General features: G+C 69.1%; 15 protein-coding genes. 4 read left to right on the forward strand and 11 right to left on the reverse strand.

Annotation, left to right across the window (positions count from 1 at the left end):
- The first annotated feature begins 57 nt into the window (after window positions 1-57).
- The 4 genes from IT306_08520 to IT306_08535 all read left to right on the forward strand — a co-directional run bounded on the left by IT306_08520 (window position 58) and on the right by IT306_08535 (window position 10,353).
- Window positions 58-3,903 (forward strand): glycosyltransferase family 39 protein, encoded by a 3,846-nt coding sequence (locus IT306_08520; protein ID MCC7368452.1) that lies wholly within the window; start codon window positions 58-60, stop codon window positions 3,901-3,903.
- A complete protein-coding gene (locus tag IT306_08525) occupies window positions 3,900-6,206 on the forward strand; it encodes a glycosyltransferase family 39 protein (GenBank protein MCC7368453.1) in 2,307 nt (768 codons plus the stop codon). The genes IT306_08520 and IT306_08525 overlap by 4 nt, the downstream gene beginning before the upstream one ends.
- A gap of 150 nt (window positions 6,207-6,356) precedes the next feature.
- Complete coding sequence (locus IT306_08530; GenBank protein MCC7368454.1) at window positions 6,357-8,168, forward strand: DUF2079 domain-containing protein; 1,812 nt, start codon at window positions 6,357-6,359, stop codon at window positions 8,166-8,168.
- Between the two features lies 1 nt (window position 8,169).
- Window positions 8,170-10,353, forward strand: coding sequence for a glycosyltransferase family 39 protein (locus tag IT306_08535; GenBank protein ID MCC7368455.1), 2,184 nt, complete (start codon window positions 8,170-8,172; stop codon window positions 10,351-10,353).
- A 320-nt stretch (window positions 10,354-10,673) separates the two neighbouring features.
- Here the strand turns inward: IT306_08535 and IT306_08540 are convergent, their stop codons facing one another.
- The 11 genes from IT306_08540 to IT306_08590 form a co-directional block, all read right to left on the reverse strand.
- Window positions 10,674-11,144: a VanZ family protein gene (locus tag IT306_08540; protein MCC7368456.1), complete on the reverse strand. Its 471-nt coding sequence runs from the start codon at window positions 11,142-11,144 to the stop codon at window positions 10,674-10,676.
- Window positions 11,145-11,196: 52 nt separating this feature from the next.
- Window positions 11,197-12,177 carry a GDP-mannose 4,6-dehydratase gene (locus tag IT306_08545; GenBank protein MCC7368457.1) on the reverse strand — a complete coding sequence of 327 codons (981 nt, stop codon included), beginning with the start codon at window positions 12,175-12,177 and terminating at the stop codon, window positions 11,197-11,199.
- A complete protein-coding gene (locus tag IT306_08550) occupies window positions 12,174-14,033 on the reverse strand; it encodes a hypothetical protein (protein ID MCC7368458.1) in 1,860 nt (619 codons plus the stop codon). Before IT306_08550 ends, IT306_08545 begins: the two co-directional genes overlap by 4 nt.
- Window positions 14,030-15,205, reverse strand: coding sequence for a glycosyltransferase (locus IT306_08555; GenBank protein MCC7368459.1), 1,176 nt, complete (start codon window positions 15,203-15,205; stop codon window positions 14,030-14,032). The genes IT306_08550 and IT306_08555 overlap by 4 nt, the downstream gene beginning before the upstream one ends.
- Before the next feature lie 312 nt (window positions 15,206-15,517).
- Window positions 15,518-15,790, reverse strand: coding sequence for a carboxymuconolactone decarboxylase family protein (locus IT306_08560; GenBank protein ID MCC7368460.1), 273 nt, complete (start codon window positions 15,788-15,790; stop codon window positions 15,518-15,520).
- A 79-nt stretch (window positions 15,791-15,869) separates the two neighbouring features.
- Window positions 15,870-16,742, reverse strand: a complete 873-nt coding sequence (locus IT306_08565) for a nucleotidyltransferase domain-containing protein (GenBank protein MCC7368461.1) — start codon at window positions 16,740-16,742, stop codon at window positions 15,870-15,872.
- A gap of 70 nt (window positions 16,743-16,812) precedes the next feature.
- Window positions 16,813-17,730: a PHP domain-containing protein gene (locus IT306_08570; protein ID MCC7368462.1), complete on the reverse strand. Its 918-nt coding sequence runs from the start codon at window positions 17,728-17,730 to the stop codon at window positions 16,813-16,815.
- A gap of 418 nt (window positions 17,731-18,148) precedes the next feature.
- Window positions 18,149-18,667: a helix-turn-helix transcriptional regulator gene (locus tag IT306_08575; protein MCC7368463.1), complete on the reverse strand. Its 519-nt coding sequence runs from the start codon at window positions 18,665-18,667 to the stop codon at window positions 18,149-18,151.
- A complete protein-coding gene (gene gmd / locus IT306_08580) occupies window positions 18,657-19,649 on the reverse strand; it encodes a GDP-mannose 4,6-dehydratase (GenBank protein ID MCC7368464.1) in 993 nt (330 codons plus the stop codon). The genes IT306_08575 and gmd overlap by 11 nt, the downstream gene beginning before the upstream one ends.
- Window positions 19,650-20,029: 380 nt before the next feature.
- A complete protein-coding gene (locus IT306_08585; GenBank protein MCC7368465.1) occupies window positions 20,030-20,605 on the reverse strand; it encodes a hypothetical protein in 576 nt (191 codons plus the stop codon).
- 58 nt (window positions 20,606-20,663) lie between these two features.
- Window positions 20,664-21,122 carry an RDD family protein gene (locus IT306_08590; protein MCC7368466.1) on the reverse strand — a complete coding sequence of 153 codons (459 nt, stop codon included), beginning with the start codon at window positions 21,120-21,122 and terminating at the stop codon, window positions 20,664-20,666.
- Window positions 21,123-21,257: the final 135 nt, after the last annotated feature.

Genomic DNA, 21,257 nt, shown 5'->3' on the forward strand with positions numbered 1-21,257 from the left:
CCATGCGCGCGCCCTGAGCTGGCCGCCCTCGGGCAACGAGGTGAGTTCGTCGTCCTGATGCCCCAGGCCCGTCCGTTGCTGTTTGGCGCTGTCCTGCTCGCGCTCGCGATGCCCGGACACCCGCTTGCACACTTGAGCGGTCTGCCGCTGAGCGTGCCGAGCCTCTGCCTCGTGCTGCTCGTCGCGGGGTGGATGGTAGCGTTGCCGGGCGTGCCCACACGGGCGGGCCTCTGGTCCGGTGCGCTGGCGCTGCTGGCTGCGCTGAAGCTGGCGACCTTCTGGCTCGCGCCGACCTACGGCCTGACCGGCGAGTATCTGACCGACGGCAAGCCAGGGACGGTCCGCGTGGATCGCGTGCTGGCGCTCCACGGCGACGAGTTCCCGGTCCACTTCTTCAACGACGTTCGGCGCTTCAACTACTACACGCCGGCCGATCCGAAGCGCGACCTGCTCCCGTTCACCGTGTCCTGGACCGGGCAGATCGTCGTTTCGGCCGGTGGGCCGCAGACGCTGACGCTCCAGTCCAACGGTCTGGCGTCCGTTCAGATCGACAACGGCCCGCCAGCCTCGATTGCGGAATCCGGCCGCGTGCGCGAGGCGAGCCTGACGTTCGACGTCCCGCCCGGCCTCTACCCGATTGTGGTCAGCTACAGCCGCCCCGACGAGATGATGCCGTGGCTGGCGCTCGACACGCCGTCGGCGCTCGTCACGATGGGCACATCGGCGGAGGCGGTCGCTCGGGATACGTGGCTGCGGCAGGTTGGCACGCTGCTCGACGCTGCACTCGTCGGCCTGGTCGCCCTGGGGTTCCTCGCGCACCTGCGGGTCCGCGGACTCGTCTCACCTTCTCCGACGCCCAGAGCGGGTTGGGGGGCGAGATTCGCCTCTGGCCCGGGGCGTGAGGTCTTCCCCGCGCGGCTCCTGCTCGCCGCCTACCTCGTGCTGGCCGGCGGCTGGGAGCTTCTCGGGCATCTGCACCTGTACGGTCGGGCGGTGTTGTTGTCCGGCGGCAACGACTGGCTCGCCTATGAAGGCTTCGCTCGCGATCTCCTCACCAATGGCCCATTGCTGACCGAGGCCCGGCCGCTCGGGCAGGGGCTGCCGTTCTACTACCAGCCGCTCTACATCTACTGGGTGGCCTTCTCCCACCTGATCCTGGGCGAGAGCCTGTTCGCGCCGCTGTTCATGAACGCCGTGCTCGGCGTCTGCGCCGGCCTCGGGCTGTTTGCCCTCACTCGTGAGCTGTTCGGGCGGGGCGCGGCGGTCGTCGCGCTGCTGCTGTTCGAGGCGTACCGCCAGACCGTCTTCGAGCCGACGGCTGGCCTGTTGCTCTCCGAGAACCTGATCTTCCCGATCCTGCCAATCTTTCTGCTGCTCCTGGTCCGGCTTGCCCGGTCCGGGCGGTGGCGAGCGGCTGTCGGAGCCGGCTTCGTGCTGGGCCTGGGCGGGCTGGCCCGCACCACGCCGCTGGCGATCCTGCCCCCGGCCGTGCTGGTACTGCTGCTGGCGTGGCGGCGCTTCGACCTGAGCCGCGTCGGGCCGCGCTGGCTGGCGTACGGCGGCTCACTCTGTCCGCTGGGCTGGCGAAGGACGGCCGGCCTGCTCGCCGTGTTCGTCGCCGTGGTCATCCTGACGCTCGGCCTCGCCACCACCCGCAACTACGTCGTCTCGGGCCGCTTCGTGCCGATCACCAGCAGCGCCGGGGCGAACCTCTGGGAGGCGCATCGCCCGTCCGCGAAGGTCGACCTCTCGCGGGTGGACAAAGACCCGCTCTACGAGCGGCTGGGCCTGGACCGCACCACCCGCGAGGTGGTCGAGTTCATCCGCCAGGACCCCGTCGGGTACGTCGGCACGCTGGTCCCGATGTTCCTCTACGCTGTTGGCGTGGTCGGCGCGGTGAGCGGCTCGTGGCAGATCCATCCCGGCCTCTTTGGGCTGTGGGTCGGCTACCTGCTGGTGACGCTGCTGCTGCCGCGCGCGCGAGCGCTGCCGACGTGGTTCGTCCACGCCTTCATCTGGAGCCATCTCGCCCAGATGACCGTCTTCTTCTCGCACCAGTACGGCTTCCGACTGATCCTGCCGATGTACGTGGCGATGGTCCCCATCGCTGCCGTCGGCATCTGGACGGTCGCCGAGCGCCTTGGGCGCCTGATGCGTCCGCTCGGGGTTCGCCTGCCGTCCGGCGCGCCATTGCCGCCGGCGGCACGTGCGTCCCTGGTGCTGGTAGCAGTTGTGGGTGGCTCGGCCAGCCTGGGGGCTGGTGAGTGGCGCGGCCACGACGCGGCCCGCGAGGCGTTCTACGGCCTGAACGGCGACGTGGCCATCGCCACCCGGCAGGCGAGTCGGCCGGAGCTCCTGATGCGGGCGGACGCCGTCTACTTCGTGGGCGACGACAGCCGCTCGACGGACGTGGCCTACCTGACCGGCCTCGCCTACCCGACGCTCCGCTGGTTCGACGGCGCGCGTGGCTTCGTGCTGCCGCCTCAGGGCCAGGACGCGTTGTACGTCGCCCCGGACCGCGCTGCCGCTGACTTCGCCGTGCGCTGCCTGGGTGACGGGGCGCTGCTCGGGCGGGAGCGCGACGCGGTGACGGGCGCTGCCCTCAACCTCTACCTCGCCGGAGCCGGCGTCGGGGAGTGCGCTGCGCCGCGCCAGACGCTCGGCGCGTCGTTCGGCGAGGGGCAGACCGAGAACGCGAAGCTGCTGGGCCTGGATGGTCCGGCCTCCATCGAGCCGGGCCGTACCATGGATGTGCTGATCTACTGGGAGGCTGTCAGTCGGCCACGCAACCGCGCCCGGCCGTTCGTGCGGCTGGTGGACAGCCAGGGCCGTCGCTGGGGGCAGGCCGAGACGGCCGTCTACCCGAGCGCCGCCTGGCGGCCCGGCGAGCGGGCCGTCGGCGTGGCGCGCCTGGAGGTCGATCCGACGCTGCCGCCGGGCGAGTACCGCCTGGACGGCGGCTTCACGGTGGCGTCAGGACAGGCCAGGACGGTCGAAGATGGCCCGTGGGGCAGCGCCGGCCTGCCACAGGCGCGCGGCGCAACCGTCCGGCTGGTCAGCCGCTCCATGCCACTCTCGCCAGATGTCCTGCCACTGGATCGGCGCCTCGACGCGCAGGCGGACGGCGCACGGCTGGTCGGGGTGGACTTCGACCGAGACGCCGCCCGGGCCGGCGAGCGTCTGCGGCTGAGCCTGTTCTGGGAGAGTACCAGCCCCCGCCCCGAGCCACGCGAGGTCAGCCTCGTGCTGCGGCAGCCGGGCGGAGCGGTCCTCACGGAGTGGCGCAGCGTCCCGGTCGATGGCGCCTACCCGACAACCGACTGGAAGCGCGGCGAGATCGTGCGTGACACCTGGGATCTCACCCTGCCGGCATCGCTCGGCGCGGGCGCGTTCGAGCTGGCCGCGGCGCTCGTGGTACCGGGACAGGCGGCCACGGGACCTATCGGCCTTGGACATATCACGGTGCAGGCTGCCGACCGCGAATTGAAGGAGCCAGAGCTGCGCATGCGGGTGGACGCGGCGTTCGTGGGCGGCGCGCAACTGCTCGGCTACGATCTGAAGGCTCGGCGCGTGCGGCCCGGCGACAACCTCGATCTGACGCTCGTCTGGCGGGCCGCGCAACCGAGTCTACGCGATCAGGTACTCGCGCTGGCCCTGCTGGACGAGTCCGGCCGCATCCTCTCGCAGTGGGAGAGCGAGCCGGCCGGCGGCAAGCGTCCGACCTCCGGCTGGACGACCGACGAGTTCATCGAGGACGGCTGGAAGGTCCGTCTGCCGCGTGAGCTACCGAAGGGAAAGGTCCGGCTGGCCGTCTCGACGATCGACCCCGTCGCCAACCAGCGCATCCTGACCACCGCCGGCGGGGTCTGGGTCGATCTGCCGCTGGAGGTCACGCCCGAGTGAGCCGGCACCTGATGGTCATCAGCCCTGGACGCGCGAGGCTGCTCGTGGTGGCCGCGGCGCTGGCGTACCTGCTGGTGGACGGCCACCCGGAAAGCTGGCTGAACGGATTGCCCTGGCGACCGCTCAGCCTGGCAGTCGCCGTGGTGGGTGGCGTGGCAGCCTGGGTGCTCTGGCCCCGGCAGGTCTCTCCCCCTCTCCCGCGCACAGAGACGTCGGCGCAGCCGATGTTCGCGCCGCGCAACGGAGGGGGCTGGGGGGTGAGGGCCTCCTCGGGCGTGAGGTTACCCTTCATCTTTGCAGCCTCCATCCTGATCCTCACCGCTGCCAGGGGCGTCGTCGGCTGGCAGGCGCTCCCCTCGGGACTGCCCGGCTGGTACTTCGACAACAGCCGCTTCCAGGGCGACTTCGAGCGCTCGACCGACTTCCTCGGCGAGCCGTGGACCCGCCGCGAGCGCGAGATCGACTTCGGCGGCGACGAGTTCCCGACCTTCTTCCTCAACGACGTGCAGCGCTTCAACTTCTACGGCTCCGAGGCTGAGCGGCGGAAGAACCTGCCGTTCTCGGCCCGCTGGGACGGTTTCCTGTACGTGCCGGCCGGCGGCAGTTACCAGCTTTGGCTGACAGCGTCAGGGCCGGCCGCCTTGCGGATAGGTGACCGGCAAGTCGCAGCCGTGGACGCCGATGGTCGCCAGACCGCCGTCGTGACGCTCGATCTGGCGGCTGGCTCGCACCCCGTCCGCCTGACCTATGCCCGCCGACCGCCCCGTTCGCCCGATCTCAAGCTGGAGTGGTCGCTCGACGGTCGCCGCCAGCCGATCCGCGTGCCGTACTGGTTTCCCGCCAGCGTTACGCCAGCCCAGTGGGAGGCGGATCGCACATGGCTGACGGCCTCAAGAGCGCTGGACGCCGCGTTCCTGGTGCTGGTCGGCGTCGGTGCAGTGTTGCTGTCCGGGCTGGCCGTGCGGCGCTTCGTCCGACTGCCGGCCGCGCGCTGGCCGATCCTTGAGCACGTGCTGCTCGGTGTGTGGCTGCTGGCCGTGTTCTGGACGGCGACGGTTCCGCGCCTCGACCGCGTGGACAAGATGGCGCTGCTTGGCGGCGGCCAGGACTGGCTGACCCACGAGACGTTCGCCCGCGACATCCTTATCGGCGGGCCGTTGATGACGCTCGGGAAGCCGCTCGGCGAGGGGCGCACCTTCTACGCGCAGCCGTTCTACCCGTACGCCCTGGCCGCCTTCCACGCCCTGACCGGCGAGGATCAGTTCGGCGCGCTGGCGATCCAGGTGCTCGGCTCGGCGCTGACGGGTGTGCTGCTCTACTTCCTGGCGAAGCGGTTGTTCGGGCAGTGGGCGGCGCTGGCGACCTTCGTGCTGTACCTGCCGCTCTGGAAGTGGCACCTCGAATGGGTGGCCTACCGGCTGATCTCCGAGGCGATCTACTTCGCGATCCTGCCGGCGCTGCTGCTGATACTGGTGCGCCTGCTGGACGAGCGGCGGGCGCGCGACCTGATCCTCGGCGGCGTCCTGCTCGGCCTCGCCATCGTGACGCGTGGCCCGACGCTGCTCTACGTGCCGTTTGTCGGCGCGATCCTCTGGTGGGGGCTGCGACGGACAGGCCTGGCGCGGGCCGTCGTGGCGCGGCAACTGGCTGTCCTGGCCTTCGCGATGGCGCTGGCGATCGGGCTGGTCCCGATCCGCAATCAACTGGTGGCCGGACAGCCGTCGCTGCTGGCGTCGAGCGGCGGCGTCAACCTCCAGAAACTGCACCGTCCGTCCAACGGCGTCCGCCTGGGGGTGGCGCAGGAGCGCTGGTTCGCGCCGTTCATCGGCGACGCCCCGACCCGTGAGACGGTCGAATTCCTGCTGCAAGATCCGGCCGGCTACGCCTGGGCCTGCGTGCTGCTGGCGGCCTACACCCTCGGGTACGGCGCGGCCGTCGAGGAGAGCACCATCACCGTCTGGCCGGAGCTGATCCTGTTCAACCTGCTGTATCTGCTGGCGATCATCCTCCTGGCGCGTGCCCGCTCGCCAAGGGCGCTGTTGCTGCACGCCTTCGTGCTGATCCACTTCGCCACGATGGTCATCTTCGTGCCGTACGACTACGACAACCGGCTGGTGCTGCCGATGTACCTGCCCATCATCGTGTTCGGCGGCTACTTGTTGGCGACCGTCATTCAGCGAGCCGCCGCGCCGCTGACCGGTCGCATGCGCGCCGACGCGACCGTGGCCGCCTCGGGCCTGACCTTGGCGACGGATCGGGGGCGTCTGACGGGTGTCGCGACGCCGCGCGAGGACGTGCGGTGACGATGCACAATCAGGCCGAATCGCGAGTGCGCGGCCTGCCCTCCGCTATACTCACCCGAGCCTGCCGGCCGGCCAGTCCGGCCCTCTGAGGCGGCCTCCCGCATGGTCACTGACGTCGTCGAACGAGCCGCTCGCCCCGCCGCGCCTCCTGTGAGTGCGCGCAGTCAGGCGTCCGCGCGGATCAGGCTCGACGTGCTGGCGCTGGTGCTCGCCCCGCTGCTCGGACTCGGGTTCTTCGCCGTGACGACCTGGCTGGCGTTCGCCCGGCACGACACGTTCATGACCGGGCGGTATGACCTGGAGATCTACACCCAGGTCGTCTGGAACACGGCGCACGGGCGGCCCTTCGAGACGACCCTGCTCAAGACGAACCTGAGCCACCTCGCCGAGCACGTCGCGCTGGTGTTGCTGCCGGTTGCCGCCCTCTATCGGCTCTACCCCGATCCCAAACTGCTGATCGCGATCCAGCAAGCTTCGCTGGCGCTGCTGGGCTGGCCGCTGTTCGTCGTGGCCCGCCAGCGGCTCGGGTCGGCGTGGCAGGCCGTCGTCGTGCTGGCCGGCTTCTACCTGACGCCGGCGCTGGCCGGGGTGGCCCTGGACGACTTCCACGCCGTGGCCGTCGCGGCGCTGCCGCTGGCCGCTGGCATGGCGCTGATCCTGACCGGCCGGCCCCGGCTGGGGGCGGCTATCGCGCTGCTGGCGCTGCCGTTCGAGGAGGAGACGGCGCTCGTCGTCATCGGCGTCGGCGCGATGCTCTTCCTGCGCCGTGAGCGGCTGCTCGGCATCGCCGTCGCGGGGATCGCGGCAGCGTATCTCGCCTTGCTGATCCTGGTCGTCATGCCGAGCTTCCACGATCAGCGGACGCTCGGATCGGTCGAAGGCAACCGCACGCTGAACCACTTTCAAGAGATCCGGCAGGATCCCCGCAAGGTGCTGGACCGGGTATTCGGGGAGCGCGGCCAGGACGCCCTGAAATGGGTGGGCCTTTCGACGGGCGGGCTGGCGCTGCTCTCGCCGGCCACGGCGATCACGGCCGGGCCGTCGCTGGCGGCGCTGCTGCTCCAGAACCGCGACGACACGTTCGGTCGGCACTGGGTCGCGCCGCTGCTGGTGGGAGTCTGGATGGCGACGGCCCTGGGACTGGCGCGCCTGCCGTCCGGCTGGCGGCGTAGCGCCGGGCTGGCGCTGCTGGTCGTCGGTGCTGCTGTGGCGTACCGGCTGGTCAGCCCGTTGCCGGGCGGCGGCAAGTTCGACCCGGCCGCCCTCCGCCCGGATGAGCGGACGCGCTTGCTCCAGCGGGCCGTCGAGCGGATTCCTGACCAGGGTGTCGTCGTCGCCAGCCCGAATCTGGTGGCGCATCTTGCGGACCGGCCCGAAGCCTACGTCTTCCCCATCGACAGCCACTACGCCGAGGAGCTGGGCTGGCGGAAGAAGCGGCCCGACTACTACGCCCTCGATCTGGTGGACGAGCTGACGAACCGCGCCACCAACTCCGAGCGGCTCAATCCGCTGGCCGCCGACAAGCCGTTCAACGTCTGGTCGGCCGGCCACAAGGTGATGGTGCTGATGGATGCCGACCGCGCGCCACAGCACCTGCTCGATCAGCGCTGGGGCGACCGCGTCCTGCTCAAGGGGTACGACGCTGAGCGCGTGGCCGAGGGCACGCGCCTGACGCTCTACTGGGAGCGCTACGACGACGCCCGTGGCCGCTACGACCGCGAGCTTGACATCGTGGATCGCAACGAGCTGCCCGTCATGTACGAGCAGGACATGGCGCTCTCAGCCGTCTACGGTTTGAACAAGTGGCGGCTCGGCCAGACCATCATGGACGAGGTGCTGATCCCGCCGGCTGACGGCCCGATCCGCGTCCGCATCAAGTGGGTGGCCGAGGACAAGCGTCGCCCGTTCCTGCTGCAGAACCGGGCCGAGCACTTCGATCTGATGATCGACGCGAGCCGATAGCGTGTCGTCTCGGGGCTGGGCGGCGCTGCTGGCGCTGTCCATGGGCAGCTACGTGTTGTTGCCAGGGCATCCGTTGGCGTTGTCGCGGGGCCTCCCGCTGGACTGGCTCGGCGTGTCGCTGCTGGCGGCGCTGGGCTGCCTGCTGTTCGCGTTCGGGCTGCCCACCGGCGGGCTGGCCCGCGTGGAGTCGGTGAACCGGCTGCTGCGGACGATCGCGGCGGCGGCGCTCGTGCTGCTGGCGCTGAAGCTGCTGCTCTGGGTGAGCGCACCCGAGTACGGGCTGGCGGCCTCCTACTACCCGCGCGCCCGTCTCAGCGGCGCTCCCGAGCGCTCCACGCAGCACCCCACGGCCGCCTACACCCGTCTGGAACGCAGCCCGGGCGCGGAGGGCTTCCAGCTCCACTTCTTCAACGACGTGGAGCGCTTCAACTACTACGAAGCGCCAGATCCCGACCGCCTGTCGCTGCCGTTCGCCGTACGCTACGACGGCTACCTACACGTCCCGGCTGGCGGTCCGCGCGGCGACGATCAATCGCCCCGCGGTGTGCCGTTCGAACTGTCGGCGCGCGGCGTCGCGATCCTCTCGGTGGACGGCTCGCCCGCGCTCACGGTCGGCGGGCGGGACGCCATCGCCACGGATCAGGCTGCGCTGACGCTCGCGCCGGGGCCGCACCCGATCCGCCTGGACTTCCTGCACCAGGGCGGCAACGCACCGTCCTTACGGCTTGCCGCCGATCTGGGACAGGGCATCCACCCGCTGGCCGCGCCGAGCCTGACCGTTCAGCCGATCCGGCCCGACGTGCTGACGCGCGACCGGGCGGCCGGGTCCATCGCGGTCATTCTGGACGCGCTGACGATCGTCGGGCTGGCGGCCGCTACGCTGGTGACGGTGGTGCGGCGGGTTCGGCTCGTTCGGTACGAGTCGCACGCGTGGCCTGTCCTGGTCGAGCGTCCGTTGCTGGCGCTGGTCATGCTTGTGGCGACGGTCTACGCGCTCGTGACCACCGCGCCGCTGGCTGGCCGCGCCACGATCCTCGAAGGCGGCCAGGACTGGCTGACCTACGAGTCGTATGCGCGGGACATCCTGCTCAACGGCCCGCTGATGACCCTTGGCGAGCCGCTCGGCAAGGGGAAGCCGTTCTTCTTCCAGCCGTTCTACCCGTACTACCTGGCGGGGCTGCACTGGCTGACCGGCGAGGGGCTGTGGGGACCAATCGTTCTGCAGCTTGCGGGTCTGGGTGTCGCGGCCGTCGTCATCTATGCACTGGGGAAGCGGCTGTTTGGCGCGGTGGCTGGCGTCGCCGCCCTCGGGCTGTTCCTGGTGCTTGGGTTGACCCAGCTTGACTGGATCGCCCGCAAGCTGCTCTCCGAGAACCTCTACTTTGTGGTGCTGCCGGCGGCCCTGCTGATGCTGGCGCGTGCCGTCGACGAGCGCAGTCTGCGGGATCTGGCCTGGGCCGGACTCCTCTTCGGGGTGGCGGCGATCACGCGCGCGCCGACGCTGCTCTTCATGCCGGGCGCAGCCCTCATCCTGGTGCTGGCGTGGCGGCGGTCCGGCGTGCCGCTGCGCCGTGTCGCCGCCGGCTTCATGGTGCTGGCGCTCTGCACGACGGTCGTGGCGGCGCTGGTGCCGATCCGCAACCTCATCGTCTCGGGCAAGCCGGCGCTGGTCGCGTCGAACGGCGGGGCGACGCTGTTGCTGGCCCACCAGCCCACCGAAAAGGTCCGCCTGAGCGGCATCGACCGCGATCCGCTCTACAACCGCCTCGGGCTGGACCGCGCGACCCGCGAGGTGGTGGAGTTCGCGCGGCAGGATCCGGTCGGCTACATCTGGACGCTGGTGCCGCTCGGGTTGTACTCGGTCGGCGTCTCCGGGGCGGTCGAGGACAACCGGGCCGTCGCGCCCGACGTCCTGGGCATCACGGCGCTCTACGTCCTGGCCGTCGTCTGCCTACCGGCTGCGCGGACGCTCCGCACCTGGCCGCTGCACCTGTTCATCGTGATCCACTTCGGCATCATGATGACGTTCCTGCCGTACGTCTACGGCTACCGGCAGGTCTTGCCGATGCAGGTGCTGATGCTCGCCTTCGACGGCGCGCTCATCGCCCAGGTCGTCCGGTTCGTCGGGGAGCGCCGGCGCCGACAGGCCACGCACCAGCCAGTGATGGAGCAGCGTCCCGCCTGACAGCGCGACCGTGTCCAGCAGCACGTCGCCCGGCTGTCCCGTGCGCCCGTACACGAATGTCTGGCGCGTCTCGTCCAGGCTGGCGAGCAGCGCCCCGGAGACAATCGTCACGCCGATGGCGAGCCGCCGCCCCACCGAGAGGCCGGCCCACGGCGACGTGAGCGCCTCGGCGACGAGCCAGCCGAGGACGCTGTAGACGAAGACGTGCCCGGCCTTCGCGATCAGGAAGTCACGCCAGGGCTGAGTGGATTCGGGGGTCGAGGTCAGCGACGACGTGAAGACGATAGCGGCGTACCAGAGGCCGACCAGCAGCCAGCGGATCACGGCGCGGCCTCGCGGCGCAGCCCGACGCTGCGCGGACTCGGATGGGGAATCTTGTCCGCACGGCTGCGCCGCCACAGGGCGACCGCGAGGCAGGCGGCGAGTGCCGAGGCGGTGTCCAGGGCCACGTCGGTCAGGCGCGGCTCGCGGTTGGGCGTCAGCGACTGCCACAGCTCGTCCAGGCCGCCGAAGAGGCCGGCCCAGGCGACCGTCGCCACGATGGCGGGGACAAGCCGCAGGCCGAGCCCGCCAGCGCGGGACAGGCCGGCCCGCAGCAGCAGCAGGGCCAGCACGCTGTACTCGAAGACGTGCGCCAGCTTCGCCAGTGTGAAGGTGGTCTTGATCGTCTCGCCCGTCTGGGGATTGGTCCGCACGGGCAGGTCGGAGCGCCCGGACATCCAGAGGATGGCCGCCATCCAGACCAGCGGCGGCAGCCAGATCCAGACGATGCGCGCCACACGCCCGAGCATCAGACGGTCCGCCAGTCTACCGACACGCGCGGCCTCCGCCGGCCAGACGGGATCAGCTTGCCGAGGCCACGCCGCTGGCCGGGTGCGCCTCGATGATGCGCCGCAACGCCTCGTCCAGGACGGTGTCCGGCGTGTACCCGATGGTGGACCGCAGCTTGCTCACGTCGGGCACCCGCCGCCGCATGTCCTCGAAGCCCTCGCTGTACGCCTCGGTGTACGGCACCAGCACGATCTCGGACCGGCTGCTGGTCAGCTCGATCACCCGGCTGGCGAGGTCGTAGATCGAGATCTCGGCGTTCCGGCCCACGTTGTAGACGTCGCCCCAGGCCTTGTCGGTCTCAGTCAGCGCGATGACGGACTTGACCACATCGCCGACGTAGGTGAAGCAGCGCGTCTGCTGGCCGTCGCCGTAGACCGTGACCGGCTCGTTGCGGAGGGCCTGCCGGATGAATCGCGGCACCACCATGCCGTAGCGGCCGGTCTGGCGCGGCCCGATGGTATTGAAGAAGCGTACGCAGATCGTGGGCAGCCTCTTCTCCTGCCAGTAGGCCGCCGCCAGCGCCTCGTCGGCGGCCTTGGCGGTGGCGTAGAACCAGCGGCTCAACTGACTGGAGCCCATGATGCGGTCGTCGTCTTCCTTGAGCGGGCCGGAGTCGTTCTTGCCGTAGACCTCGGACGTGGACGCGATCAAGACCGGCTTTCGGTGCCGATCCGCCGCCGTCAAGACCACGTCGGTGCCCCGGATGTTGGTCTGGAGCGACCAGAGCGGGTGCTCCAGGATGAACTTCACACCCAGCGCCGCCGCCAGGTGGAAGACGAGGTCGGCCTCGCGGATCGCCTCGTCCATCATCGACTCGTTCAGGACCGAGTCGATGGTGACCTTCAGGTTGGGGTTGCCGTCCAGGTGCGAGAGGTTGTCGCGGGCGCTGGTCGTCAGCGCGTCGACGACGTGGACTTCATGGCCGCGCGCCAGCAGCTCGTCCACGAGGTGCGAGCCGATGAAGCCGGCCCCGCCAGTGACCAGGATCTTCATCGAGCGCCGACCCCGGCCGGCTGCTTCTCGGCCTCTGCGTCAAGCTGGGAGCGGAAGAATGCGCCCACGTCGCGGAAGGTGATGCCGCGCCGCCGGCACTCGGCGACGAGATCGTCTGCGTAGCGGTTCGTCGTCAAGACGACCTCCTCAACCGGCTGGCGGTCCACCACCGCGCCGAGCGTGGATGACGACCCCAGGACGCGGACCCCGTGGATCGAGCGGTCGCGCATGTCGGAATCGTCGTCCAGGAAGCCTATCACCCGGTAGGCCTTGGTGTGGTTGCGAGCCATCGCGCGGAGCACCAGCTCGCCGGTGTCTCCCGCGCCGACGATCAGCACACGGACCAGGTCGCGCTTGCGAAGCCGTGCCAGGATGTCCCGGATCAGCACGAACGACATCCGTGCGCCGATCAACAGCGCCGTCACGACGATCCAGTCAACCATCAGGACGGCCCGGGGCGCGCCACCCTCGCCGCGGAACGCCAGTTGAATCGCGCCGAACGCCAGCGCCGACCCGACCGTGCTGGCCACCATCAGCCGGAGCAAATCGCTGGTGCCCATGTAGCGCCAGATGCTGCGATAGACGCCCAGCGCGAACAGGGTGACCAGCTTGACGCTGACGACCCACGGGAGCATCGTAGCGTACTGCTCGACGTAATGGCGCTCCAGGCTGCCTTCGAAGCGGATCAGGTACGCCGCCAGCAGGCCCAGGCAGATCAGGGTCAGGTCGAGCACCATCTCGGCGACCTGCCGCTTGTAGAGCCACGAGCCGCCGAGCACCAGCTTGCCGACGATGCCCGGCTGCGAGCGAATCCGCTCGTAATCGACCTCGGTGTAGATGCGGACCTGCCCCAGGTAGATGCCGAAGAACCCGATGCCCAGCACCAGCAGCGAGCCGAGCAGGACGGTCACCGGGCCGCTGACGTAGTTGGAGGCCACCGCGAGGCCGCCGAACAGCACGCTGACGGCGTACAAGACCAGGACCGCCGACCGCTCGTTGAGGCCGAGCGCCACCAGCCGGTGCGACAGGTGGTCCCGCCCGCCCATCGAGATCGGGCGGTGGTGCAGCGAGCGCACGATGGTGACCAGCGTCGTGTCGAGGATCGGCAGGGCCATGACGCCGACCGGCACCAGCAGCGTCAGCGCCAGCTCAGAGCCGGCCTTCGCCGCCCCCTGCAGCACGATGCCGCTCAGCAGGTAGCCGATCAGCAGGCTGCCGCCGTCGCCCATGAAGATGCGGGCGGGGTTGAAGTTGAAGATCAGGAAACCGCCACAGGCGCCGGCGATCACGATGCAGAGCAGCGCCGTCTGGTGATCTCCCTGCACGAAGTTGAAGACGAACAGCGTCAGCGAGCAGATAGCCGCGATGCCGCCGCTGAGACCGTCCATGTTGTCCAGCAGGTTGAACGCGTTGGTGACGCCGACGATCCAGAAGATCATCACCGGCACCATCAACACGGACCAGGGCAGGTACCGGCCAATCGGCATGCTGGCGACCAGCACGCAAGCCGCCACGATCTGCCCGAGCAGCTTGGCGTACGGCGGCAGCGCTTTGAGATCGTCGATCAGCCCGAGCGAGAAGATCAGGACGGCGCCGATCAGCAGCGCGGCGAACCGATCCAGCATGTGGGCCGACACAAACTCGGCCAGCCCGACGACGAGCGGGACGCTGCCGACAAAGATCGCGACGCCGCCCATGAGTGGCGTCGGCGTGGTGTGCCAGCGGTCACGCTTCGGGTACGCGACCAGCCCGATCCGGCCGGCCAGCCGCCCGACGAGCGGCGTCGCGAGCGTGGCGACGCCCAGGGCCAGCAACCCGGCCATGATGTGAATGAGTAGGAAGGGCTGCGATGTCACGCGGCCAGGCCTTTCTCTCGTGCCAGCTCGAGGTACAGCCGCTCGATATCTTGCACCAACCGCCCCGACGAGTGCTTCGGGTAAACCTCGGCCCGGCCAGCCTGCCCGAGCAGGGCGCCGCGTGCGGGATCTCTCAAGAGGGCCACGACCGCGTCTGCGAACGCTGCCGCGTCGCGCGGGGGCACCAGCAACCCGTTCTCGCCGTCGTGGACGACGTTCGGCACGCCGCCGACGCGGGTCGAGACGACCGGGCGCGCTGCAGCCAGCGCCTCAATGAGTGCCACCGGCGACCCTTCGTTGTTGGAGCAGAGTGTCACCACGTCCAGATCGGCGTAGACATCGCGCATATCGGCCCGCCAGCCCACAAAGCGCGTCACGTCCGAAACACCGAGCCGCTGAGCCATCGACTCCAGCTCAGCCCGCCGCTCACCGTCTCCTATGATAAGGAACGTGGTATTCGGCTGGGCGGCCCGGATCGCCACAGCTGCCTCAAGAAACACCTCGTGGGCCTTGATCGGGACCAGCCGCGCCACGATGCCGACGAGCTTCCGATCTGCCGCGATGCCAAGGTCGCGCCGGAGGTTGCCGGTGTGCCGCTCGGCGTCGAGCATCTCCTCGATCTCCAGCCCGAGCGGGATGGTGGTGATCCTGCTGAGCGGCGCAACGCCGTACTTCGCGATGTCGGCCTTCTGAGCGTCGGTGATGGCAATGATCCGGTCGGTCATCGCGCCGAGCGACCGCTCGATCTGCAGGAAGACCGCCGACTTGACCGGCCCCCAGTAGCTGTGAAAGGTGTGGCCGTGAAAGGTGTGCACGATGATCGGTGCCCGTGCCAGCTTCGCCGCCAGCCGCCCGGCCGTGCCGGCCTTCGCCATGTGCGTGTGGACGATGTGCGGCCGATTCCGACGGATCAGGCGGTACATCGCCAGGAGAGCTTTCAGGTCGTTCAGCGGACTGACCTCACGGCCCAGCTCGTTGAGGTAGTGCGGCTGGACGCCATGCTTTGCCGCAAGGTCACGCATCGAACCCTCGCGCGGCCCTTCAAGGCCGGTCACCAGGACGGATGCGAAACGGTCGTTCTGAAGACCCCGTGTCAGCAGGATCGTGTGGATCGCCGGGCCACCGATGTTGAGACGGGTGATGGCCCGTAGGACCCGCAGCTTTTCCGGCATGATCCCTCGGCGGTAGCAGTCGCGCGCGGGTGAACGCGCGGCCAGAGTATACGGTTGCACGCCCGAATACTCAAAGCGCCGCCATTGTGCCTTCAGGGCGATTGCATGTCCGTTGGTGTTCCCGAAACGCCGTCAAGCGAGCGGTCGGGGCTTGAAAGCCCCGACGCCGCTGCACGACGCGCTCAACATGCGATTGCCCTGACTACGCCTGCAAGACGACAGAACGTCCCTCCCCGCCTCCGAGCGTGCACGCCCGACAGCGTCGCGTACACCTGGGGCTGTGCCACGCCGCCGGACTGGCGCGCCGCGCCGTCAGTGGTTGTGCTGCTCGGCCCGCCGGAACAGCGACTGGACCATCCCGGCCCGGATCGCCATCGTCCAGGCGAGCGCGGCCTCAATCTCGGCGTCAGTGGCGCCGGCCCGTTTGGCCCCGGTGATGCGGCGCTGCGTGCAAGGCTCGCAGTTGCCGACCAGCACCACGGCGATGCCGATCAGCGCCTTGGTCTTGTGATCGAGAACGTCGTTGTCGCGGCAGTTGGCGTACCACTGCTCGAACTGCTCGAAGACGTTTGGCTCGTCGGCCATGTGGGGGGCCTCCGCAGGGAGTCTGGCGGCCAGCGTGGCCGATGCGGGCCAGTATACCGAGCACTCGGGGTGTGGCGAGTCAGAAGCGCGGTGTGTACTGGTCGCCGGCAAGCGCCCGTAGCTCCCGTTGGAGCACGACCGCGGCGTCATAGCGTGCTGCCAGCTGCTCGGGGCTGATGCCACCGCTCACGATCTGGTCCACCCGCGCCAGAAAGCTGGCCGGCACGATCGTGAACTCGGCGATCTCGCGGTAGACGTACTTGTCGTTCATGAAGAACGTCTCGTTGAGAGCGTAGAGCGCCTGCACCATCTCCATGACGCAGCGGACCAGGAAGCCGGTCACGATGTAGGCCTCGCCGCTCTTGACGGACTTCGTGCCGGCCCTCAGCGTGAACTCGCTGCCCCAGACAAAGCTGTTGATCTGCCGCCGCTTCAGACCGGTCGGGTAGACCGCCACCTTCGCCTTGAGTGGCGGAATCACGGCCTCTGGGTCGTGGAGCGGCACGCAGGCGCGAGTCTCGGCGCAGTAGATCTGGCTGTGGAAGCCGTAGGGCGGCTGCTGCCAGAAGTCGGCCCGTGACTGGCCGGCGATGCACTCGTCGATGGTCCGACTCACCAGATCCAGGTCGCGGTACAGGAAATCGGCCCGTCGCCCGCCGACGGTGAGCCACGCGCCGCCGTTGACCCACCGCCCCCACTGGCCCGGTTCAGTAACCACGGGGTTCTGGGTGTCGTTGAACGCCGCCGCGACCTGGCGGACGGCCGGGATGTCGAGCGGCGTGCTCGGACGGTAGTAGATGCCAAGGTCCACGTCGGAGTCTGCCCGGGCGCGTCCGGCCGCCCAGGAGCCGCCGAGCACGATCGCAACGACGCCTCGGACCGCCCGCAGTTGCCTGACGATTTCGTCGAGCGGGAAGGACTCTGGAAACCCTGGGATCAGGCTGCCCTGCATGTGACTCCGTTCATCCGGTGCTGCTGTGTCGTGCTGGCAGGCTCCGGGCGGGGGGCGAGGGCCTTCAGACTTACGACCGGAAGACCGGCTGGGTCCACAGCTGCCGGCCGTCTGCCGCTGAGGCCCGCACGCGCACATAGCTGCTGCCGGAGCCGTCAACTCGGAACGACGCCCGCTGTCCGCTGACCGTCTCCAGGATCTGCCCGCCCTGGCCGATCAGCTCGATCAGGCCGCCATCCTCGGCCAGCTCCAGGCTGATCTCGGAGCGCGAGGCGTCGTACGCTGCCAGCTCCAGCCCCGACGAGCAGTAGAATCGCCCCTGCCGCAGCGCCTCCAGCACGTCACCCAGGCTGGCCGTCTCGCCCTCGACCTGGAGCCACCCGCGACCGGGATTCGCCCAATCCGCGCCCCAACTCTGAAAATGATGGGCGTCGTCCGAGGCGACGGCCCAGACCTCGCGGCCGGCGCTCAGCAGGCTGTCCCAGATGACCTCGGTGGACGGGTGCGACTCGTCGCCCTCGTTGTGCACGATGTTGTGACCGTTCGCCACCTCGACCATCCCGAAGTCGCCCGACGCCAGCAGATCGTCGATGGTGAGCGTGTACAGGTAGTTGGGGTGGTTGACGTGCGGAACGGCGCCCTGCGCCAGAATCTGCTCGATGGCCCAGCGCACGCGCTCGGAGTGGCTCTCCTGGACGTCCGCCTCGTACATGCTGCGTCCGGGCCACGGCGGCAGGATCGGCTCGGTGACCCCCAGCCCGTTGACGTGGACCGCCGCCATCGTCACCTCTTCGCCCTGCCAGACCGGCATGTTCGGTCGCTGGAGCCTGGCAAGGTGATCGTCCGGGATCAGGATGTTGTGGTCCGTCAGAAAGAGGAAGTCGTAGTTGTGCGCGGCGTACCAATCGACGACGGTCTCGGGCGGGCTGTCGCCGTCGCTGTACTGCGTGTGGGTGTGGGTGTTGCCCTTGAGCCAGCGGCGAGCCATCGGCCACGGCCTCACAGAGGAGCGTCGGCGGGCCATCCTCTGGCCAGCGCCGCGCCCAGAGGGTACCGCACAGCGGTGGCTGTTGTCGTCGCGGCGGCCGGTGTGCCGATGGTCGCCGTGTCGCTGGATTCGCGAGACAGGCGACGACCAGGACAAGAAGAAACGCGACCGTGTTGGGAGACCACGGTCGCGTCGGCTACCAGTGGGGGAGGGCCACCGGCAATCCCGTGCTTCCTTGGGAGCGGGGCCGCCGCCAGCTCGGCTCTGGCGGCGGCCCCTCACAGAAGGGGATGGCGTTAGTATGGGGCTCCCGCACGCTGCCAACTACGGGCAGACCGGCCAATGTTCTGCAACACCCCGTTGTGCACTCCGCACGAATCGCCACGAACCCATCAGCGCAGGTTCGCCGACCCATAGATCAGACCGTGTGTGAGCCTCGGGCAGCCTGCCTGATGCCGTCGATCTGGTGGCCCAGCGTGGCGCGGCTCTCGGCCAGGAGACGTCGCTCGGCGGGATCGGCGGTGGAATCAGCGAGCGTCGCCAGCCGCCGCGCCCATTCCTCGCGCACCTGCACCTGAACGGACGCCGTCGCTGCCTCGGCTCCGAGCCGCTGCAGCCACTCAAGATCTCGCTGGAGCAGCGCCAGTTGCAGCTCGACCTCGGTGTAGCGGGCGGCGACCAGTGGCAGACGCTCGGCCTTGGCGGTCGGATAGGCTGTGCCCTCGATCAGCTCGTGCGGCTCGACACGGAAGACGCCGGCCAGCAGCGTGACCGTGCGCTCACTGGGCACGCTGAGGCTCATCTCCAGGTGCGAGACCGCCACCCTGGAGATGGCGATCCGGTCCGCCAGCTCCTGCTGCGTCCAGCCGAGCAGTCCGCGCAGCCGCCCGACACGGCGTCCGAGCGTCTCGTTCGGCGGGGCGTCGTCAGGCGCCATGAGCCAGCCGGTCGCCCTGGCGGGCGCGGATCAGGTCGAGATCGGCCTCGACCATCCGCTGCACCAGTGTCGGGAAGTCCACTGATGGTCGCCAGCCGAGCACCGTACGCGCCTTCGCAGAGTCGCCGATCAGCACGTCGACCTCGGCCGGCCGCATGAACCGCTCATCCTGCACCACGTAGTCGCGGTAGTCCAGGCCCACCGCCTGAAACGCGATGTCGGCCCACTCGCGGACGGTGTGCGTCTCGTCGGTAGACACCACGTAGTCGTCAGGGGCGCCCTGTTGGAGCATCAGCCACATCGCGCGGACGTAGTCGGGCGCGTAGCCCCAATCGCGCTGCGCTTCGAGGTTGCCGAGCCGCATTTCGCGGTCCAGGCCGAGCTTGATCCGCGCGACGCCGTAGGTGATCTTCCGAGTCACGAACTCCAGCCCGCGTCGGGGCGATTCGTGATTGAACAGGATGCCGGACGAGGCGTGCAGGTCGTAGCTCTCACGGTAGTTGACGGTGATCCAGTGTCCGTAGACTTTGGCGACGCCGTAGGGGCTGCGCGGGTAGAACGGCGTCGTCTCGCGCTGGGGCACCTCGCGCACCTTTCCGAACATCTCGGAGCTTGACGCCTGGTAGAAGCGGATGTCCGGATCCGCGATCCGGATCGCGTCGAGCATGCGGGTTACGCCGAGCGCCGTGACCTCGCCGGTGAAGACGGGCTGGGTCCACGAGGCCGGCACGAACGACTGCGCCGCGAGGTTGTAGACCTCGGTCGGGCGGTGCTCGCGCAGGGCGCTGACCAGCGACATCTCGTCCAGCAGATCGCCGCTCACGAAGGTCACGCGGTCCTGAATGTGGCTGATGCGCTCGAAGTTGACGGTGCTGGTGCGGCGCAGCAGCCCGATCACCTCGTAGCCCTGCTCCAGCAGCAGCTCGGCGAGGTAGGAGCCGTCTTGCCCGGTGATGCCGGTGATGAGGGCGCGTCGCTTCATAGTCTCTCCCGTCAGAACCGAAAGAACGGTCCAGGCTGATCGCTGAGATCAGCGTAGGCCTGACGGCGACGGATTGTCTGCTAGGCTGCTTAGCGTCAGGACGTCAATCGTCGGTGGCCGAGGCGCAGGACGATTGCATGATCTCTGGTGTTCCCGAAGACGGTGAATCGGGCGGTCAGGGACTGAAGTCCCCGCCTACCGTCATGCAGTCGCTGCGCGACGAAGGATCGGATCAACCATCGACACGCGAGACAGGAGCGTCGCAGAGCGACAGCATGATGGTAGGCGGGGACTTCAGTCCCCGACGAGGTCGCAGGACGTGCTTGTCATGCAATCGCCCTGGGCCGAGGCGGCCTGTCCCCTCCCCCTGAGTTTCTCGCTCAGCCCTTCGGCAGATTGCCGCTCGACCGTTCAGGCCGGGCGAGTGCGGCTTCCAGGTCGGCCGGGAAGCGCGCCAGCACCCAGGCGGCGTCGAGCGGCCGGCGTCGGTAGTCCTCGCCGCCGAATTTGACGTAATCGCGGGTCTTCACGTCCATCGGCAGGTTCGCTTCGATGGGGAAGTAGCGATTGTGGTGGTCAATCAGCTCGTTGATCTGGCTGAAGTCGATGCCGTCCACAACCCGCTGCCACTCGGCGGCGAACCGCCTGGCGTTGCCCCGCGCCTTGCGAGCCGCCGTGCGCCACGACAGTGCAAGCTGCTCGTCGGCGGCGTCGGTCAGCTCGTGGATGCGCTTCAGGCGGCGGGACCAGGCCGGCGCGCCGCCGACCGCCAGTGCCCGAACGCGGTCGTCCAGCGAGATCAGCGAGCTGGGGATGTGCTCGCTGAGGTTCGTGCCGTCACCCGGGGTGGGCGGCATCTCGGCGATGCGCGCCTCATCCTCGTGCTGCCTGCGCGAGAGCCGTCTCGAGATCCGTCCGCCGGTCAGCGGCCCGAACAACGCGCCCATGTCTTGCATGGACGGAGGATACCGCGACGGGGCAAATCCCGTCATGAGTATGCTGGGCCGCCGGATCCTACTTCGTGGCGATCACCAGCGTCTTGGCGATCTTGTCGTGCCAGCCCTGCTTGTTGCGGTCGAAGAGGATCCACAGGAAGCCCAGGTAGCACACAATCGCCGACACCCACTGCCCGACGATCTGGCGCAGCGCCATCCGCCAGAAGCCGACGGGTGCGCCGGTGTCGATCTTGATGACCTGCAGCCCCATCATCCACTTGCCGGGCGTCAGGCCGTAGGCCCACATCCCCAGCACGACCGCTGAGTAGGAGAAGAGTCCGGCGTAGGTCAGGATGCCCAGGAAGATGAGCACCGTCAGCATCAGGTCGCTCGGCATGCTCGGCAGGCTCGCCGAGGCGACCGACGACGCTGCCGCCACCGGGATCATGATGATCGCCGGCACGAGGCCGTCCAGCAGGATGGCGGCCAGCCGCTTCAGCGGGCTGCCCAAGGGCGGCTGGCCGTTCAGCTCCATCACGCGCACACTCCTCCAGCGCTCCACATCCACGGCAAGACGCCGTTCTCAGGGCGACCTGCCTGCAGGCAGAGGGTACACCACCGCCGTGCCCGCCGCATATGCAAACGGGCAGACGGTGGTGTGGTCGCTCGCAAA

This window comes from Chloroflexota bacterium (assembly GCA_020850535.1).
In the GTDB taxonomy this organism is placed as follows: domain Bacteria; phylum Chloroflexota; class UBA6077; order UBA6077; family JACCZL01; genus JADZEM01.

What these genes read in the sequence shown, in the direction of transcription:
- IT306_08555 (MCC7368459.1), bottom strand. Translation starts at nt 15,205, where the DNA reads ATGCCGGAAAAGCTGCGGGTCCTACGGGCCATCACCCGTCTCAACATC.
- IT306_08545 (MCC7368457.1), bottom strand. Translation starts at nt 12,177, where the DNA reads ATGAAGATCCTGGTCACTGGCGGGGCCGGCTTCATCGGCTCGCACCTC.
- IT306_08540 (MCC7368456.1), bottom strand. Translation starts at nt 11,144, where the DNA reads ATGCTCGGGCGTGTGGCGCGCATCGTCTGGATCTGGCTGCCGCCGCTG.
- IT306_08585 (MCC7368465.1), bottom strand. Translation starts at nt 20,605, where the DNA reads ATGCAAGACATGGGCGCGTTGTTCGGGCCGCTGACCGGCGGACGGATC.
- IT306_08520 (MCC7368452.1), top strand. Translation starts at nt 58, where the DNA reads ATGCCCCAGGCCCGTCCGTTGCTGTTTGGCGCTGTCCTGCTCGCGCTC.
- IT306_08575 (MCC7368463.1), bottom strand. Translation starts at nt 18,667, where the DNA reads ATGGCGCCTGACGACGCCCCGCCGAACGAGACGCTCGGACGCCGTGTC.
- IT306_08565 (MCC7368461.1), bottom strand. Translation starts at nt 16,742, where the DNA reads ATGCAGGGCAGCCTGATCCCAGGGTTTCCAGAGTCCTTCCCGCTCGAC.
- gmd (MCC7368464.1), bottom strand. Translation starts at nt 19,649, where the DNA reads ATGAAGCGACGCGCCCTCATCACCGGCATCACCGGGCAAGACGGCTCC.
- IT306_08570 (MCC7368462.1), bottom strand. Translation starts at nt 17,730, where the DNA reads ATGGCTCGCCGCTGGCTCAAGGGCAACACCCACACCCACACGCAGTAC.
- IT306_08560 (MCC7368460.1), bottom strand. Translation starts at nt 15,790, where the DNA reads ATGGCCGACGAGCCAAACGTCTTCGAGCAGTTCGAGCAGTGGTACGCC.